Source organism: Micromonospora jinlongensis, assembly GCF_013410645.1.
Taxonomy (GTDB): Bacteria; Actinomycetota; Actinomycetes; order Mycobacteriales; family Micromonosporaceae; genus Micromonospora; species Micromonospora zamorensis.
The window spans coordinates 5,412,276-5,428,542 of sequence record NZ_JACCHK010000001.1; the positions used below are offsets into that span (position 1 = coordinate 5,412,276).

Here is a 16,267-nt window from a genome sequence, read left to right on the forward strand (position 1 = left end):
TCGGCCACGGCCATTTCCGGCGGCCGTAACGGCGGAGCTAACCGTGAGTATAGGGGCGGAGACGGCGCGCCACAGCCCGCCGATCGGCGCATCAAGAGGGCGTCTCGGATATCACTTTCCGTATTGGCGTAGGTCGACTCCGGGGTGAGCTAGCGTGGGTCGGGTGACTGCGCCTACTCCGGTAATCCCGGTTCCACCGGCCGACCTGCCCGGCACGCTCGGCGCGCTTCGGGCGGCCGGTCACCAGTACCGCACCGTCAAGCAGGAACTCCGCGACAACCTCCTCGCCCGGATGCGCTCCGGCGAGGCCCGTTTCCCCGGCATCGTCGGCTACGACGACAGCGTGCTGCCCGAGGTCGAGCGGGCACTGCTCGCCGGGCACGACATGGTGCTGCTCGGTGAGCGCGGCCAGGGCAAGACCCGACTGATCCGCGCACTCGGCGCGCTGCTCGACGAGTGGACCCCGGTCATCCCCGGCTCGGTGCTCAACGAGCACCCCATGCACCCGCTCACCCCGGCTTCCCGTGCCCAGGTCGCCGAGGCCGGCGACGACCAGCCGGTCGGCTGGCTGCACCGCTCGATGCGCTACGGCGAGAAGCTCGCCACCCCGGACACCAGCGTCGGCGACCTGATCGGTGACGTGGACCCGATCCGGATCGCCCAGGGCCGCACCCTCGGCGACCCGGAGACCATCCACTTCGGGTTGGTGCCGCGCACCAACCGGGGCATCTTCGCCGTCAACGAGCTGCCCGACCTGGCCGAGCGGATCCAGGTGGCGCTGCTCAACGTGCTGGAGGAGCGGGACATCCAGGTTCGTGGCTACCAGCTGCGGCTTCCGCTGGACCTGCTCCTGGTCGCCAGCGCCAACCCGGAGGACTACACCAACCGGGGCCGGATCATCACGCCGCTCAAGGACCGGTTCGGCGCGGAGATCCGCACCCACTACCCGGTGGACCTGGACCTGGAGCTGGACCTCATCCGGCAGGAGGCCGACCTGGTCGCCGCCGTGCCGGAGCACGTCCTGGAGGTGCTGGCCCGCTTCGCCCGAGCGGTGCGGGAGTCGCCGTCGGTGGACCCGCGCTCCGGGGTCTCCGCCCGGTTCGCCATCGCCGCCGCCGAGACGGTCGCCGGCGCCGCGCTGCGCCGCGCCGGTCTGCTCGCCGCCACCGCCACCCCGGAGGGGCGGCCCGAGGCGGCGGTGGCTCGGGTCGGCGACGCCGTGTCGGTGACCAGCACCCTGCGCGGCAAGGTCGAGTTCGAGAGCGGCGAGGAGGGGCGGGAGATCGAGATCCTTGCTCACCTGCTGCGGACCGCGACCGCCGAGACGTTCCGGGCGCACCTGGCCGGGCTGGACCTGTCCGGCTTCACGGCGCTCGTCGAGGACGGCGCGGCGATCGAGACCGGCGAGCTGGTCAGCGCCTCCGAGCTGCTGCGCCAGGTGGGCACCGTGCCCGGTCTGGCGAAGGTCCTCGACCGGCTCGGCCTGGGTGACGCGCCCACCCCGGAGGAAGCGGCGGCTGCCGTCGAGTTCGTGCTGGAAGGGCTGCACCTGACCCGCCGGCTCGGCAAGGACGTCACCGACTCCGGGCGCACCGTCTACGGCGGCCGGGGCTGACCGTGGCCGGCAACCGGTTCCGGTACGGGCAGTGGAACGGCGGGCCCGACCCGCTCGCACCCCCGTACGACGTGCGTGAGGCGGTGGACGCGGTCGGCGCCGAGGTGCTGGCCGGCGGAAGCCTACGGGAGGCGTTGCGCGACCTGCTGCGCCGTGGCCCTCAGGGGCGGGGCGGGCTGGACGACCTGGCCGCCAGGGCTCGGCGGCTGCGCCGGGAGGCGCTGCGTCGCGGTGACCTGGACGGCGCGGTGACCAGGGCCCAGGCTCTGCTCGACCAGGCTCTCGCCGCCGAGCGGGACGAGTTGCGCGGGCGCGACGACGACGCCGCGCGGTTCGCCGAGTCGGTGCTGGACAACCTGCCCCGTTCCACCGCGCGGGCGGTGGAGGAGCTGTCCGGCTACCAGTGGGCCAGCGACGAGGCCCGCCGCTCGTACCAGCAGATCCTCGACCAACTTCGCGACGACGTGCTCGGTCAGCGGTTCGCCGGGCTGCGCGACGCCGTGCGCGCGTCCGCCGACCCGGCCGCCCAGCAGCGGCTCGCCGAGATGATGGGCGATCTGAACGACCTGCTGGCCCGGCACGGTCGCGCGGAGGACACCACCGACGCGTTCGCCGAGTTCATGCGCAGACACGGCGACTTCTTCCCGGAGAAGCCGGAGACCGTCGACGAGTTGATCGACGTTCTGGCCCGCCGCTCGGCGGCCGGTGAGCGGCTGATGAACTCGCTCTCCGACCGGCAGCGCGCCGAGCTGGCCGGTCTGATGCAGCAGTCGCTCGGCGACCGCCTCGCCGGGGAGTTGTCCGCGCTCGACGCGAACCTGCGGGCACTGCGCCCCGACCTGCGCTGGGGGCGTGGCGAACGGGTCCGGGGCGACCAGTCACTGGACTACGCCGACGCGGCTGGCGCGTTGGGTGAGATTGGCGAGCTGGACGACCTGCTGGACCAGCTCGACCAGGAACACCCCGGGGCGACCCTGGACGACGTGGACGTCGACGCGGTGGCCCGGACGCTGGGACGGGACGCCGCCGACGACGTCCGCCGACTGCGCGATCTGGAGCGGGAGCTTCGCCGGCAGGGCTGGGTGAGCCGGGACGCCGAAGGGCTCACGCTGAGCCCGAAGGCTCTGCGCCGGCTCGGCGGGACCGCGCTGCGACGGGTCTTCTCCGACCTGACCGCCGGGCCGCGCGGCCAGCACGACCTGCGCTCGGCGGGGGCCGCCGGCGAGGTCAGCGGTGCGTCACGACCCTGGGAGTACGGCGACGAGCAGCCGTTGGACGTGGTCCGGACGTTGACCCGGGCGGTCAGCCGGGCCGGGCCGACGGTTCCGGTGCAGCTCGCGGTGGACGACTTCGAGGTGGTGGAGACCGAGAAGCGGGCGTCGGCGGCGGTGGTGCTCTGCGTCGACCTGTCGTACTCGATGATCTCTCAGGGTCGTTGGGGGCCGATGAAGCAGACGGCGCTGGCGTTGGCGCACCTCATGGAGACGCGTTTTCCGCAGGACGCCCTGCAGATCGTGGGCTTCGGCCGGGAGGCGACGACGCTCACCCAGCAGGAGCTGGCCGCCGTCGAGCCGGACGGGGAACAGGGCACCAACCTCCAGCACGCGCTGCGGTTGGCTGGTCGGCACCTACGCCGACACCCGGACGCCGAGCCGGTGGTCCTGGTCGTCACCGACGGCGAGCCGACCGCCCACCTCGATCCGGACGACGGGGAGGCGCTGTTCCACTGGCCGCCGCTGCCGGAGACGATCGAGGCGACGGTTCGCGAGGTGGACCGGCTGAGTCGCTACGGTGCCACGCTCAACCTGTTCATGCTCGGCGACGACCCGGGCCTGCGGCGTTTCGTGGACGCGGTGGCCCGCCGCAGTCGGGGCCGGATGTTCACGCCGGACACCGACGACCTCGGCGAGTACGTGGTCTCCGACTACCTCCGCTCCCGCCAATCCCGCCGCTAACTCCCGGCGGGGCGGGTTGACTGGGGGAATGGAGAGCGGGGGAATGCGGCGGGCTTACGGCGCCCTGTTCGCGGAGGTCGACGCTGGCGGGTTCGGTCCGGCTCCGGAGGGGCAGCTCAGCGCCGAGCAGATCGTCGCGCATCTGGTCGCCAACGACGAGCTGATGATCCAGGCCACCGAGGCGCTGCTGGCCGGGTCGCCGTTCGCCTACTACGAGATGGAGGAGGACTTTCATCGTCCGCAGCTCGACGCGCTGGCTGCCGAGCAGGGCGGTCTGCGGGGTCTCACGGCTCTGCTGCACGGCACCAGCGACCGGTTGTGCGGGCTGGTCGACCAGCTCGGCCTGGCGGCGGAGACCCCGGTCGAGACTCACCTGCGCGAGGGCTTCGACCTCGTCGTCGAGGAGTCGCTGCCGTGGTCCCGCACCCTCGACCTGCACACCCGGGTCCACCTGCCCAAACACCAGGCTCAGCTGCACCTGCTCCGCTCCTGACGCGGTGTCTGGCGGGATCAGCCGCTGATCAGCTCGCTTCGCGGGTGGAAGGTGCGGCGGTAGGTCGAGGGCGCCACGCCGATGCGCTGGTGGAGCTGCTGGCGCAGGGCTGCGGTGGTGCCGAAACCCGAGCGGTGGGCGATCTGGTCGACGGTGAGGTCGGTCGTCTCCAGCAGCAGTCGCGCGTGGTCGGTGCGTTGTTGCAGCAACCACTGGGCCGGGCTCAGGCCGGTCTCGGACCGGAAGCGCCGGGTGAAGGTGCGCACGCTCATCCGCGCCTGCTCGGCCAGGTCGCGCAGGGCGATCGGCTCGTGCAGCCGCTGCCGCGCCCACTCCCGGGCGCTCGCGGTGCTGGTGTCGGTAGCCTTCGGGACGGGCCGCTCGATGTACTGGGCCTGGCCACCGTCGCGCCACGGCGGCATCACGCAGCGCCGGGCCGCCCGGTTGGCCACCTCGCTGCCGTGGTCGAGGCGGATGACGTGCAGGCAGAGGTCGATGCCGGCGGCGACCCCGGCCGAGGTGAGCACCTGGTCGTCGGCGATGAAGAGCACGCCCGGGTCGAGGTCCACCCGGCCGTGCAGGCTGCGGAACCGCTCGGCGTACGCCCAGTGGGTCGTTGCCCGACGCCCGTCGAGCAGCCCGGCGGCGGCCAGCACGAACGCTCCTGTGCAGATCGACATGATCCGGACACCCCGCTCGTGTGCCCCGCGCAGCGCCTCGGCGACCTCCGGCTCGACGGCGCCCGAGATCAACGCGGTGCCGTCGTGGATGCCCGGGACGATCACCGTGTCGGCGGTCTTGAGCAGTTCCAGACCATGGTCGGGGACCACCTGGAAGCCGGCGGTGCTGCGCACCGGTCGCCCGCCCGGGGTGCACACCCGCACGTCGTAGAAGGGCGTCTGGTCGGCGGCCCGGGCGGTGCTGAAGACCTGCGACGGGGTGCCGAGGTCCAGGCCGACCACGTGGTCCAGGGCGAGTACGGCGATCCGGTGCGGGCGAACGGTCATGGCCCGATTATTGCGCATGATGGCTTTCCGGCCACTCGTCCTGCCGTACGGCCCCGCCCAGACTGGTGCCGTGTTCAAGAACCGCCGTCTGCATCCCGCCTGGCTGGTCGCCGCCGTCGCCTTCGTGGCGCTGGTCGGTGCCGCCGGCTTCCGCGCCACCCCGTCGGTGCTGCTGCACCCGCTGCACGAGGAGTTCGGCTGGCCACTGGCCACGATCTCCGCGGCAGTCTCGGTCAACCTGCTGCTCTACGGGCTGACCGCGCCGTTCGCCGCCGCCCTGATGGACCGGTTCGGCATCCGCCGGGTGGTCTCGGTGGCGCTGCTGCTGGTCGCCGCGGGCAGCGGGCTGACGGTCTTCATGAGCGCCAGCTGGCAGCTCCTGCTCTGCTGGGGTGTGCTGGTCGGCCTGGGCACCGGGTCGATGGCGCTGGCGTTCGTGGCCACCATCACCGGGCGCTGGTTCGTCCGCCGAAGGGGGCTGGTCACCGGGGTGCTGACCGCCGGAGGGGCCGCCGGACAACTGGTGTTCCTGCCACTGATCGCCATCCTGGTGCGCGACCACGGTTGGCGTACGGCGGCACTCGTCGTGGCCGGAGCCGCGCTGGCGGTCGTACCCCTGGTGGTGTGGTTCCTGCGCGAGCACCCGGCGGATCTCGGTCTGCCCGCCTACGGGGCGGCCGAGGTCGTCGCGGCGCCAACGGCGACCGGCGGCGCGGCGACCCGGGCGCTGGGCGCGCTGGCGACCGCGGCCCGGACCCGCCCGTTCTGGCTGCTGGCCGGGGGGTTCGCGATCTGCGGTGCGACGACCAACGGCCTGGTCGGCACCCACTTCGTGCCGGCGGCGCACGACCACGGCATGGCCCAGACCACGGCGGCCGGGCTGCTCGCCCTGGTCGGGCTCTTCGACATCGTCGGCACGATCGCCTCCGGCTGGCTCACCGACCGGGTGGACAGTCGGTTGCTGCTCGGCATGTACTACGCGCTGCGTGGGGCGTCCCTGCTCGTGCTGCCGAGCCTGTTCTCCGGCATCGCCGAGCCGAGCATGCTGGTGTTCATCGTCTTCTACGGCCTGGACTGGGTGGCCACCGTGCCGCCGACCGTGGCGTTGTGCCGGGAGTATTTCGGTGGCGCCGGAGCGGTGGTGTTCGGCTGGGTGTTCGCCGCGCACCAACTCGGCGCGGCGGTCGCGGCGACCGGTGCGGGGCTGGTCCGGGACCGGCTCGGCGACTACGCGATGGCCTGGTACGTGGCGGGCGCGCTGTCGATCGGCGCGGCCGGACTGTCGCTGCTGCTGCGTCGGCGACCGGGCCGGCCGGTGCCGGAGGCCGTGCTGGCCGCCGCGACCGCGCCGAAGGCGTGGAGCTTCCGGGGCTGAGGCCGGGCGGGCGGCGGCGACTGCGGCGGTCGGTCAGCTCACGGTCCACTGCTGGGCCGGCCGGCCGTCGCAGGGCCGCTGCCGGACCTCGTCGCCCGCCTCGACGCCGTCGTCGTCGGCCTGCGCGCACTTGCCGCTGTGCGCCGCGACCAGCAGCACCGGGCCGGTGCCGGTCGCGGTGAGCCGCCACTGCTGGTTGGCCTCGCCGTGGCAGGGCCACTGCACCACCCGTGCGCCGTCGTCCCGGCTGCCGCCCTCGACGTCCAGGCACTGCCCGTGGGCAGCGTTGGTCAACGTCAGCACGTCCGCGCCGACCGGGTTGACCACCCACTGCTGCTCCGGGCCGCCGCTGCACGCGGCCAACTGGGCGCCGGCCTTCTCGCCGTCGCCGTCGAGCCCGAGGCAGAGCCCGGAGGCGACCCGGAGCACCCGGGGCCCGGTGGGTGGCCCGGCCGGGGTCGCCGACGGGGTCGGTGACGGCTCGGCCGGTGCGCTCGGTTCAGCCGCCGGGTCGGTTGGCGCCGCGCCGCTGGACGACGCGCCGACCGTCGCCGGCACGGGCTGCTCGTCCTGCCCGTCGAGCAGCCCGGTGGCGAAGACCACCCCGAGGAGCGCGCCGACGACCCCGACAGCCACCGCGACCCGCAGCAGCGGGTCGGCCAGTGGCCCGGGGCGGGGTGCCCGTCGCCCGCCATAGACGGTGCCGGCGGGGTCGGGGCGTTCGTGGGGCGCGGACATAGGCGCCATCCTCGCCCACGGCGGCGCGCCGGAGCCAGCCCGGCGCTCAGTCGACGACCCGGACGTCCTTCCAGAACGCCACCCGGTCACGCACCATCTCGGCGTCCGGTTTGGGCTCCGGGTAATACCAGACGGCGTCCGCGCTGGTGCTGCCCTCGTGCTCAAGGGTGTAGTACGAGGCGGTGCCCTTCCACGGGCAGACGGTGTGCGTCGCGGACTCCCGGATCAGGTCGTCGCGCAGGGCGGAGCGGGGGAAGTAGTGGTTGCCCTCCACCAGCACGGTGTCGTCGCTCTCGGCGACGACCAGGTCGTTCCACACGGCTTTTGGCATGCCTCCAACACTAGGCCGTGGCAGTGACGCCGGCAGCGCTCAGCGGGTTGGCTGCGGGTCGGTGACGTCGGCCACTGTGGCGTCGAGGGCGGCGATCACGGCATCGGCGTCAGCGGCGATGGCGAGGCCGCGTTCACCGGCGCCCAGACTGATCTGCCGGCCGCGCAGTCGCTCGTCGGCGATCACCGGCCAGGCGGTGCTCGCGCCGAACGGGGTGATGGTGCCGCGTTCGTAACCGGTGGCGGCCCGTGCGCCCGCCGCGTCGGGCATGGACAGCCGTTGCACTCCGAGCAGGGCGCGCAGCTTGGGCCAGGAGACGACCCGGTCCCCGGGAGTGAGCACGAACAGGTGATCGTCAGCACTCCGGCGGACCACGATCGTCTTCACCACATCGGCGACGGCCACACCCTGGGCCGCGGCGGCCTCCGCGAGGCTGCCGGCCTCACCGCGGCTGACCAGCCGATATGGCAGTTGGGCGGCTTCCAGGGCGGCGATCGCGGGCGATGGCATGCCCGCCACGGTAACGGCCGAGCCGGTCAGCGGACGGGAAACTGCCATCGTCGACATCCCACGGTTTTTGGAGCGCGAGCGTAAGGTGATCACATGCGCGCTGAGCGTGTGGATCACCCCATTGACCATGATCAAGCGGTGGACACGCTGCGACGGTCGTACGCCGCGGTGCCCACAGGCGAGCCTGTCCGGCTGGCCAAACGCACGTCCAACCTGTTCCGTCCCCGGTCCGCTCCCCGGACCCCGGGGCTCGACGTGAGTGGCCTGAACGGCGTGTTGTCGGTCGACCCGACCGGCCGCACCGCCGACGTGCAGGGCATGTGCACGTACGAGGACCTGGTCGACGCGACCCTGCCACACGGGCTGATGCCGCTGGTGGTGCCACAGTTGCGCACCATCACGTTGGGCGGCGCGGTGACCGGCCTCGGGATCGAGTCGACCTCGTTCCGCAACGGCCTGCCGCACGAGTCGGTCCGGGAGCTGGACGTGCTCACCGGCTCCGGTGAGATCGTCACCGCCCGACCCGACGGGGAGCACGCCGACCTGTTCGCCGCGTTCCCCAACTCGCTGGGCAGCCTCGGCTACGCCACCCGGCTGCGCATCGAGCTGCAACCGGTCGGCCGGTACGTGGCGTTGCGCAACGTCCGGTTCACCCAGCTGGAGGCGCTCACCGACGCGATCGCGGAGGTGACCGCGACCCGATCCTGGGCCGGCGAGCCGGTCGACGCGATGGACGGGGTCATGTTCAGCCCCGGTGAGGCGTACCTGGTGCTGGCCACGTTCACCGACACGGCCGGCCCGCCCAGCGACTACACCGGCCAGGCCATCTACTACCGGTCGTTGCGCCAGCGCACCCGCGACGTGCTCACCGCGCACGACTATCTCTGGCGCTGGGACACCGACTGGTTCTGGTGCTCGGCGGCGTTCGGTGCGCAGCACCCGGTCATGCGCAGGTTCTGGCCGGCGCGTTACCGGCGCAGCGACTTCTACCACCGGCTGGTCCGTCTTGAGCACCGACACCAGGTGGCGGCCCGGATCGACCGGCTGCGCGGGCAACCGGCCCGGGAGCGGGTCGTGCAGGACGTGGAGATCCCGCTGCACGAGACGGCTGACTTCCTGCGCTGGTTCGCCAGCGCAGTGGGGATGAACCCGGTGTGGCTGTGTCCGTTGCGACTGCGTGAGCCGGCGGGGCCCGGCTCGGCGCGGTCCTGGCCGCTGTATCCACTCCGGCCGGGGCAGGACTACGTCAACATCGGGTTCTGGGGGAGCGTGCCGATCGCGCCGGGCGCCGCCGACGGCGACGTCAACCGCACGATCGAACGCAGGGTGTCGGAGTCGGGCGGGCACAAGTCGCTCTACTCCGACGCGTACTACGACCGGGACGCCTTCGATCGCCTCTACGGCGGCGACACGTGGCGCGCGGTGAAAGACCGCTACGACCCGGACCACCGGCTGACGGGACTGTACGAAAAGGCGGTAGCACGAGCATGAGCCTGACCGACAGAGATCAGGGGGCGGCGAGCGTCCCCGCCACCCCACCGGCGGGGGGCCGGCAAACGGGTCCGACCGTGGCGGATGTCGTCCGCGCGGTCACCTCGGGGCCGTTGCCGGTGCGGATCACCGGGTACGACGGCAGCTCCGTCGGCCCGTCCGACGCGGGCATCACCCTGGCGATCCAATCCGAGCGGGGTTTGTCCTATCTGCTCACCGCGCCCGGTGACCTGGGCATGGCCCGGGCCTACGTCAGTGGCGACCTGGCGTTGCAGGGCGTGCACCCAGGCGACCCGTACGAGGCGTTGCGGGTGCTCAAGGACGAGCTGCGGTTGCGCCCACCGTCGCTGGCCGAGGGGCTGGCGCTGGTGCGGGGGCTGGGCTGGGAGCGGCTGATGCCGCCGCCGGCACCACCGCAGGAGGCGTTGCCGCGCTGGAAGCGGGTGATGAACGGCCTGCGGCACTCCCGGGTGCGCGACAGCACGGCGATCTCGCACCACTACGACGTCTCCAACGCCTTCTACGAGAAGGTGCTCGGCCCGTCGATGACGTACACCTGCGCGGTCTACCGGTCTCCGGACGACACGCTGGAGCAGGCCCAGGCCGCGAAGTACGACCTGGTCGCCGGCAAGCTGGGGCTCAAGAAGGGCATGCGGCTGCTGGATGTGGGCTGCGGCTGGGGTGGCATGGTGCGGCACGCCGCGCGTGAGTACGGCGTCAAGGCGCTCGGGGTGACCCTGTCGCAGGCACAGGCGCAGTGGGCGCAGGCCGCGATCGAGCGGGAGGGTCTGACCGGGCTGGCCGAGGTGCGCCACCTGGACTACCGGGACGCGCCGCCGGAGCAGTTCGACGCCATCTCCTCGATCGGGCTGACCGAGCACATCGGGGTGCGCAACTACCCGGCCTACTTCGGGGCGCTGCGTAGTCGGCTGCGGCAGGGCGGACGCCTGCTCAACCACTGCATCACCCGCGCGGACAATCGGGCGCCGCACCGCTCCGGCGCGTTCATCGACCGGTACGTCTTCCCGGACGGCGAGTTGGCCGGTCCGGGCCGGTTGATCAGCGAGGTGCACGACGCCGGGTTCGAGGTGCACCACGAGGAGAACCTGCGCCAGCACTACGCGCTGACGCTGGCTGCCTGGTGTCGCAACCTGGTCGAGCACTGGGACTTCTGCGTGTCCGAGGTGGGTGTGGGCACCGCCCGGGTGTGGGGGCTGTACATGGCCGGGTCGCGGATGGCGTTCGAGCGCAACGGCATCCAGCTGCACCAGGTGCTGGCCACGCACAACGGCCCGGACGGTGTGAACGGCTACCCGCTGCGACCGGACTGGTTGCCCTGATCACCTGCTGACCGTTGCCTGAAGCCGCGTCGAGAAAGTCGGCGCGGCTTCTCGCGAACCGATTGACAAACAAGTTTTGTACGTACAAACTGATTTTGCCATGAGAGATGTCCTGTACCTGGAGCAGATCGAGCAGGCCGAAGTCCTGCTCAAGCCGCAGCGCGTCGAGGTGCTGCGACAACTGGCCGAACCGCGCACCTGCACCGAGGTCGCGGCCCGACTCGACCAGACGCCACAGCGCGTCTACTACCACGTCAAGCAGCTCGTCGCGGCCGGCCTGGTCGAGCTGGTCAACGAGCGCAAGGTCCGCGGGATCACCGAGGGCATCTACCAGGCCGCCGCCCGGTCCTACTGGCTGTCGCCCCGGCTCGTCGGCCGGATCGGGCTGCGCCGGGCCCGCGACGAGCTGAGCCTCGGCTACCTCCTCGACCTGATGGAAGAGGTCCAGGCCGACGTCGCGGCCCTGGACCGGGCCGCCCCCGAGCTGCCCTCGATCGGCGTCTCCGGCGAGATCCGGGTGCCGGCCGAGCTTCGCCCGCAGTTCCTGCACGACCTGCAAACCGCACTTCAGGACCTGTTCGCCCGTTACGGCGGCAGTGAAGGAGACGCCTTCAAGCTCGCCGTCGCCTGCTATCCGAAAGGAAATTACAATGAGTGACCCGTTGAAGGTCCAGGCCCGTCTCTCCGCGCCCGTCGGGCGCGTCCGTGAGGCCCTGACCGACCCGGCGGAGCTGCGTCTCTGGCTGGCCGAGCACGCCGAGGTCGAGCTGCCCCAGCGGTACGAGTTCTGGGGCCGCTACACGCCCGAGGGTGACGCCCCGCATCAGCGGCTGCTGCACGCTGACGACGACACGCTGCGCTTCAGCTGGCTGCTCGACGGGGTGGAGACCACCACCGAGTTCCAGTTGACCGCCGAGGGCACGGACAGCACCGTGTTGACGCTGACCCAGAGCCACTTCGACTTTGCCGAAGCGATGAGCGGCTCCAGCATCCGGGGCGTGCTCCAGACGTTCTGGGCGCTGGCCATCGCCAACCTGGCCGCCCACCTGGAGGGCAAGCCACTGCTGCCGCGCACCGACTTCACCTCGGCGGACCTGCGCGGTGAGCTGGTCATCGCCGCCCCCGCCGACAAGGTGTGGGAGTCGCTGACCGACTCCGAGCAGGCCAGTGCCTGGTTCGGCTACCCGATCGGCATCGAGCCCTGGGTCGGCGGCCGATACGCCATGGGCGGCTTCGAGACCGGCTACGCGGCCAAGGTCGTCGACCTGGAGCCCGGCCGGCGGATGTCCGTCGACTGGGGGCCGACCGGGGTCACGAACTGGGAGCTGGCCGAGTCCGACGGTCGCACCACGCTGACCTTCGTGCAGTCCGGCTTCGACGAGGCCAACCCGCCGTACGGGGCCTGGAGTGGGTCGGTTGCCGGGCTGTACGAGCTGCGCCGCTTCCACGAGGTGCCGGACTGGCAGCCGATCTGGATCTCCGAGGAGATCCCCGGCCTGGAGCCCCAGCCAGCCAGCTGACACCCGCCGGTGCCCGGCCCCCCGATTGTGCTCGATGTGAGCCGGTGGGGCCGGGTTCCGGTGATCCGCTGGCCGGATCTGGTGACTTTTCGCGGTCGAGTGGGTAATGGCGGGCGATGTTCTTCATCTTTGGTCTGCGTACCAAGGTCGACCGGTCCGGTGTCGTGCAGCAGGTCTGCCGCCACTGTGGCAATCAGGCCGCACAGGTGATCACCCGACGGTCGACCAGGTTCACCCTTTTCTTCATCCCCCTCATACCGATCCGCACCCGGTACGCGCAGCAGTGCACGTTCTGCGGGGCGGAGTACGAGATCTCCAAGTCCGACGTCGAGCGCCTTCCGGTCGGCTGATCCGACGATGGATCGCTTCCTCTGCTGGCTGATCGGCCGACCGACGCCGCCGGTCGACGTGGCAGTGCACACCGTTGCCCGCCCGCCCTGCACCCCCGGCCGGCGCAAACGCCGCCGGGCACGCCGTCCGATCGCCGGCACCGCCCTGCCCCGCTCACCCTGGAACCGCTCCGCCGGCCGCTGACCCTCTCCGGCGCTCGGCGCGCCCGGATTCGCGTGAGAGTCGGAATGTAGGCACCGTGGCTCGGGGCCGCCCCGCCCCACATCTGGGGCAGGTCTACAGGGACCGTCACCAGGGTCCCTCGCCGCAGCTGGGCAGTCGTTCCTGATTGGACCTACGGGGACGTTCGGCCCTGGCGGCGTACCTGAGCGGTGGTTAGGCTTTCGTGGTTTGCCGTGGACCGGTCTTCCGAGGGTGCACGCACGACGCAGAGCCGGAGCGACCGTGTCCCGACAGGACGGAAAGCAGGCTGCGGGGCTGCTCAGCCCCGCCGGTGCTGTCGTCGCGGTCGCAGTCATCCTGCTGGAGGCGATCTGGCTGGTCGCCGCGCTGCCCGGTGCCGCGCTGGTCAGTGACCTCGGCGGGATGCTGGTCGCCGGCTGGGCGACGCTCGCGTGCGTCGGGGTGGCCCGCCGGCATCCGGCACCACTGCGTCGGTTCTGGACGCTGCTCGCCGTCACCATGGCGCTCGCCGCGCTCGGCCGGGCGATCTGGACGACGCAGCGCCTCGTCGGCGGCGATCTGCCGCACACACCGCTGGTCGGGGTGGTCTTCGGCGCCGGCATCCTCACCGGCACGGCGGCGCTGCTCAGCTCGCCGTCGGCGCCCCGGACGGCGGTGGGGCGGGCCCGTACGTTGCTGGACGGCGTGATCGTCGCGCTGGCGCTGGTGCCGATCGGCTGGGTGCTGGTGTTCCGCGGGGTGGCCGCTGCCGAGTTGGCCGACCCGGCGCGCACGCTGGGGCTGCTCTACCCGATGTTCGACCTGATGCAGCTCACCATCCTGGTCGCCGTCGCAGGCCCCGCCCGGCCGATGTGGCGGCCGATGAGCATGCTCGCGGCGAGCCTCACCCTGCGGGTCGTCGCCGACGTCGTCTACGTGTCGTTGGTCGCCCGTGCCGACTACGCCGCCGGTCACCCGATCGACCTGTGCTGGCCACTGAGCTACCTGCTGATCGGCCTGGCCACCCGGAACCCGCCACCACCGGACTGCGACGGCACCGACGACGCCGCCGAGTCACCGCTGCCGCCCTGGTGGCGGGTGGCGCTGCCGTACCTGCCGGTGGGTGGGGCGATCATCGCGGTGGTGCTCACCCGTCGGCCCACCGGGCAGGCCCCGCAGTTGGTCTTCATCACCATGATGGTGTTGCTGGCGGCCCTCGCCGTACGGCAGGGGCTGGCCGCCAACGAGAACCTGCGGCTGGTGGCCCGGCTGCGCCGACTCGCGTACGGCGACCAGCTCACCGGGCTGCCCAACCGGCTGCTGTTCAACCGGCGGCTGCGCCTGGCCCTGCGCCACGGGCGACCGGTGGCCGTGCTGCTGCTCGACCTGGACGGGTTCAAGCAGGTCAACGACCGGTTCGGGCACGCCACCGGCGACACCCTGCTGACCGGGCTGGCGGCCCGGATGCGGGCCGCCGTGAACGGCGACGGCACCATCGCCCGGCTCGGTGGCGACGAGTTCGCGGTGCTGGTCGACGGCGAGCGGCCGGTCTCACCGGAGCGGCTCGCCGAGCGGCTGCTGGACGCGCTGCGGCCCTCCGGCGACGAGGAGGACGTCGGGGTGCACCCGTCGGCGAGCATCGGCATCGCCGAGTACGGTCCGCAGCACGCCTCCCACACCGACCTGCTGCGCGACGCCGACATCGCCATGTACGCGGCCAAGGCGGCCGGGAAGTCCGCGTACCGGACGTGCACCCCGGCGCTTCGCGAGTCGGCCGTCTCCCGCGCCGAGTTGATCGCCGATCTGCGCCGCGCGGTCGACGAGGAGCAGTTGCACCTGGAGTTCCAACCGATCGTCGACCTGTGCACCGGCGCGGTTCGCAGCGCCGAGGCGTTGGTGCGCTGGCGGCACCCGCGCCTGGGGATGCTGCCGCCGGCGAGGTTCCTGCCGCTGGCCGAGGAGACCGGGTTGATCCTGCCGATCGACCGCTGGGTGATCCACGAGGCGTGCCGGGCCGCCGCGACCTGGCGGGGCCGGGTGCCGGAGGCGACAGTCGCGGTGAACATCGCCGCGGCGCACCTGCGCCGGCCGGACCTGATCGCCACGGTCACCGCGGCCACCAGTGCCGCCGGCCTTGCGCCGCGGGCGTTGACCCTGGAGCTGACCGAGTCGGCGCTGATCGAGGGCACCGACGCGGTGCTGGAGCGGCTGCACCAGATCCGTGAGCTGGGCATCAGGATCGCCATCGACGACTTCGGCACCGGTTACTCGTCGCTGAGCTACCTGCACCGCATCCCGGCCACCGAGCTGAAGATCGACCGTTCGTTCGTGGCCCGGCTGGGTGCCGACGACCGGGCCTACGCCACCGTGGAGATGATCACCCGGCTGGCTGGCGCGTTCGACCTGACGGTGGTCGCCGAGGGAGTGGAGACCGAGCGCCAGCACGAGGCGGTCGCCGCGATCGGTTGCCCGCGCGGCCAGGGCTATCTGTACGGGCGGCCGGACGGCCCGGCCATGGTGGGCCAGAATCGGGCTTGACCCTCACGTAGCGGCAGGCGGGAGCCTGGTTCCCGGAAGGGAGGGGAACCATGGCGTACACGGTGGGTCAGGTGGCGAAGCTGGCTGGCGTGACGATCCGGACGTTGCACCACTACGACGAGATCGGGTTGCTCTCGCCGAGCGGACGGACCTCGGCTGGTTACCGCCGCTACGACGACGCGGATCTGCAACGGCTGCAACTCGTCCTGTACTACCGGGAGCTGGGTTTCCCGCTTGAGGAGATCACCGCGATCATCGACGACCCGGCGGCCGACCCGGCCGCCCACCTGCGCCGGCAGCACGAGCTGCTGACGGTACGGATGAAGCGGTTGCAGGAGATGGTCACGGCGATCGAGTTCGCGATGGAGGCGAGCAAGTTGGACATCCAACTCACTCCGGAAGAGCGGTTCGAGGTCTTCGGCGACTTCAGCCCGGAGGAGCACCAGGCCGAGGCGGAGCAGCGCTGGGGCGACACCGACGCGTACCGGGAGTCGAACCGGCGGGCCTCCCGCTACGGCAAGGAGGACTGGCTACGGATCAAGGCGGAGAACGAGGACTGGGGCCGACGGATCGTCGCGGTGATGGCCTCGGGCGCCCCGGCCGACGGCCCGGAGGCGATGGAGCTGGCCGAGGAGCACCGGCAGATCATCAGCCGCTGGTTCTACGAGTGCTCGTACGAGATGCAGACCGGGTTGGCCGACATGTACCTGGCCGACGAGCGGTTCACCGCGCACTACGAGAACATCGCCCCGGGGCTGGCCGCGTACCTGCACGAGGCGATCCACGCCAACGCCATCAGCCGCGCGTGACGACGGGCGGTCCGGCTAGTCTGGCCGGACCG

Annotated in this window: 16 protein-coding genes; 12 read left to right on the forward strand and 4 right to left on the reverse strand. The window is 71.9% G+C overall.

Features of this window, described 5'->3' with window-relative positions; genetic code table 11:
• Positions 1–154 precede the first annotated feature (154 nt).
• Genes HNR22_RS24375 through HNR22_RS24385 form a run of 3 tightly spaced genes read left to right on the forward strand, consistent with a single transcriptional unit; the run spans position 155 to position 4,063 of the window.
• Positions 155–1,615, forward strand: coding sequence for a magnesium chelatase ATPase subunit I (locus HNR22_RS24375; protein WP_179782285.1), 1,461 nt, complete (start codon positions 155–157; stop codon positions 1,613–1,615).
• Between the two features lie 2 nt (positions 1,616–1,617).
• Entirely contained in the window at positions 1,618–3,570 is a 1,953-nt protein-coding gene (locus HNR22_RS24380; protein WP_179782286.1) for a VWA domain-containing protein, read from the forward strand.
• A gap of 28 nt (positions 3,571–3,598) precedes the next feature.
• Positions 3,599–4,063, forward strand: coding sequence for a hypothetical protein (locus HNR22_RS24385; protein WP_179782287.1), 465 nt, complete (start codon positions 3,599–3,601; stop codon positions 4,061–4,063).
• A gap of 17 nt (positions 4,064–4,080) precedes the next feature.
• On the opposite strand, the gene HNR22_RS24390 is transcribed toward HNR22_RS24385, so the two are convergent.
• Positions 4,081–5,070, reverse strand: coding sequence for a GlxA family transcriptional regulator (locus HNR22_RS24390; protein WP_425488075.1), 990 nt, complete (start codon positions 5,068–5,070; stop codon positions 4,081–4,083).
• Positions 5,071–5,089: 19 nt separating this feature from the next.
• Here HNR22_RS24390 and HNR22_RS24395 point away from each other — a divergent pair, with 19 nt between their 5' ends.
• Positions 5,090–6,445 carry an MFS transporter gene (locus HNR22_RS24395; protein WP_218906670.1) on the forward strand — a complete coding sequence of 452 codons (1,356 nt, stop codon included), beginning with the start codon at positions 5,090–5,092 and terminating at the stop codon, positions 6,443–6,445.
• Positions 6,446–6,478: 33 nt separating this feature from the next.
• Here the strand turns inward: HNR22_RS24395 and HNR22_RS24400 are convergent, their stop codons facing one another.
• The 3 genes from HNR22_RS24400 to HNR22_RS24410 are packed head-to-tail and all read right to left on the reverse strand — an operon-like array spanning position 6,479 to position 8,024.
• The gene (locus HNR22_RS24400; protein WP_179782290.1) at positions 6,479–7,183 is read right to left on the reverse strand and encodes an RICIN domain-containing protein; all 705 of its coding nucleotides are present in this window, start codon (positions 7,181–7,183) and stop codon (positions 6,479–6,481) included.
• A gap of 46 nt (positions 7,184–7,229) precedes the next feature.
• Positions 7,230–7,514 (reverse strand): DUF427 domain-containing protein, encoded by a 285-nt coding sequence (locus HNR22_RS24405; protein ID WP_074317101.1) that lies wholly within the window; start codon positions 7,512–7,514, stop codon positions 7,230–7,232.
• A gap of 39 nt (positions 7,515–7,553) precedes the next feature.
• Positions 7,554–8,024, reverse strand: coding sequence for an aminoacyl-tRNA deacylase (locus tag HNR22_RS24410; RefSeq protein ID WP_179782291.1), 471 nt, complete (start codon positions 8,022–8,024; stop codon positions 7,554–7,556).
• Between the two features lie 93 nt (positions 8,025–8,117).
• Here HNR22_RS24410 and HNR22_RS24415 point away from each other — a divergent pair, with 93 nt between their 5' ends.
• The 8 genes from HNR22_RS24415 (at position 8,118) to HNR22_RS24450 (ending at position 16,235) form a co-directional block, all read left to right on the forward strand.
• Positions 8,118–9,515: an FAD-binding oxidoreductase gene (locus tag HNR22_RS24415; RefSeq protein ID WP_179782292.1), complete on the forward strand. Its 1,398-nt coding sequence runs from the start codon at positions 8,118–8,120 to the stop codon at positions 9,513–9,515.
• Positions 9,512–10,855, forward strand: a complete 1,344-nt coding sequence (locus tag HNR22_RS24420; RefSeq protein WP_179782293.1) for a class I SAM-dependent methyltransferase — start codon at positions 9,512–9,514, stop codon at positions 10,853–10,855. Before HNR22_RS24415 ends, HNR22_RS24420 begins: the two co-directional genes overlap by 4 nt.
• Positions 10,856–10,955: 100 nt before the next feature.
• The gene (locus HNR22_RS24425) at positions 10,956–11,513 is read left to right on the forward strand and encodes a winged helix-turn-helix domain-containing protein (RefSeq protein WP_179782294.1); all 558 of its coding nucleotides are present in this window, start codon (positions 10,956–10,958) and stop codon (positions 11,511–11,513) included.
• Positions 11,506–12,375 (forward strand): SRPBCC family protein, encoded by an 870-nt coding sequence (locus HNR22_RS24430; protein WP_179782295.1) that lies wholly within the window; start codon positions 11,506–11,508, stop codon positions 12,373–12,375. The genes HNR22_RS24425 and HNR22_RS24430 overlap by 8 nt, the downstream gene beginning before the upstream one ends.
• A 116-nt stretch (positions 12,376–12,491) precedes the next feature.
• Positions 12,492–12,725 (forward strand): zinc-ribbon domain-containing protein, encoded by a 234-nt coding sequence (locus HNR22_RS24435; protein ID WP_179782296.1) that lies wholly within the window; start codon positions 12,492–12,494, stop codon positions 12,723–12,725.
• Positions 12,726–12,732: 7 nt separating this feature from the next.
• Positions 12,733–12,909: a hypothetical protein gene (locus tag HNR22_RS24440; RefSeq protein ID WP_179782297.1), complete on the forward strand. Its 177-nt coding sequence runs from the start codon at positions 12,733–12,735 to the stop codon at positions 12,907–12,909.
• A gap of 261 nt (positions 12,910–13,170) precedes the next feature.
• The gene (locus HNR22_RS24445) at positions 13,171–15,426 is read left to right on the forward strand and encodes an EAL domain-containing protein (protein ID WP_179782298.1); all 2,256 of its coding nucleotides are present in this window, start codon (positions 13,171–13,173) and stop codon (positions 15,424–15,426) included.
• A gap of 50 nt (positions 15,427–15,476) precedes the next feature.
• Positions 15,477–16,235, forward strand: a complete 759-nt coding sequence (locus HNR22_RS24450; protein ID WP_179782299.1) for a MerR family transcriptional regulator — start codon at positions 15,477–15,479, stop codon at positions 16,233–16,235.
• Positions 16,236–16,267 lie beyond the last annotated feature (32 nt).

Bases quoted from the DNA above. Each gene is read 5' to 3' on its own strand.
- HNR22_RS24390 (WP_425488075.1), bottom strand. From the start codon at position 5,070: ATGACCGTTCGCCCGCACCGGATCGCCGTACTCGCCCTGGACCACGTG.
- HNR22_RS24400 (WP_179782290.1), bottom strand. From the start codon at position 7,183: ATGTCCGCGCCCCACGAACGCCCCGACCCCGCCGGCACCGTCTATGGC.
- HNR22_RS24430 (WP_179782295.1), top strand. From the start codon at position 11,506: ATGAGTGACCCGTTGAAGGTCCAGGCCCGTCTCTCCGCGCCCGTCGGG.
- HNR22_RS24425 (WP_179782294.1), top strand. From the start codon at position 10,956: ATGAGAGATGTCCTGTACCTGGAGCAGATCGAGCAGGCCGAAGTCCTG.
- HNR22_RS24420 (WP_179782293.1), top strand. From the start codon at position 9,512: ATGAGCCTGACCGACAGAGATCAGGGGGCGGCGAGCGTCCCCGCCACC.
- HNR22_RS24395 (WP_218906670.1), top strand. From the start codon at position 5,090: ATGGCTTTCCGGCCACTCGTCCTGCCGTACGGCCCCGCCCAGACTGGT.
- HNR22_RS24435 (WP_179782296.1), top strand. From the start codon at position 12,492: ATGTTCTTCATCTTTGGTCTGCGTACCAAGGTCGACCGGTCCGGTGTC.
- HNR22_RS24450 (WP_179782299.1), top strand. From the start codon at position 15,477: ATGGCGTACACGGTGGGTCAGGTGGCGAAGCTGGCTGGCGTGACGATC.
- HNR22_RS24440 (WP_179782297.1), top strand. From the start codon at position 12,733: ATGGATCGCTTCCTCTGCTGGCTGATCGGCCGACCGACGCCGCCGGTC.
- HNR22_RS24405 (WP_074317101.1), bottom strand. From the start codon at position 7,514: ATGCCAAAAGCCGTGTGGAACGACCTGGTCGTCGCCGAGAGCGACGAC.
- HNR22_RS24410 (WP_179782291.1), bottom strand. From the start codon at position 8,024: ATGCCATCGCCCGCGATCGCCGCCCTGGAAGCCGCCCAACTGCCATAT.
- HNR22_RS24385 (WP_179782287.1), top strand. From the start codon at position 3,599: ATGGAGAGCGGGGGAATGCGGCGGGCTTACGGCGCCCTGTTCGCGGAG.
- HNR22_RS24415 (WP_179782292.1), top strand. From the start codon at position 8,118: ATGCGCGCTGAGCGTGTGGATCACCCCATTGACCATGATCAAGCGGTG.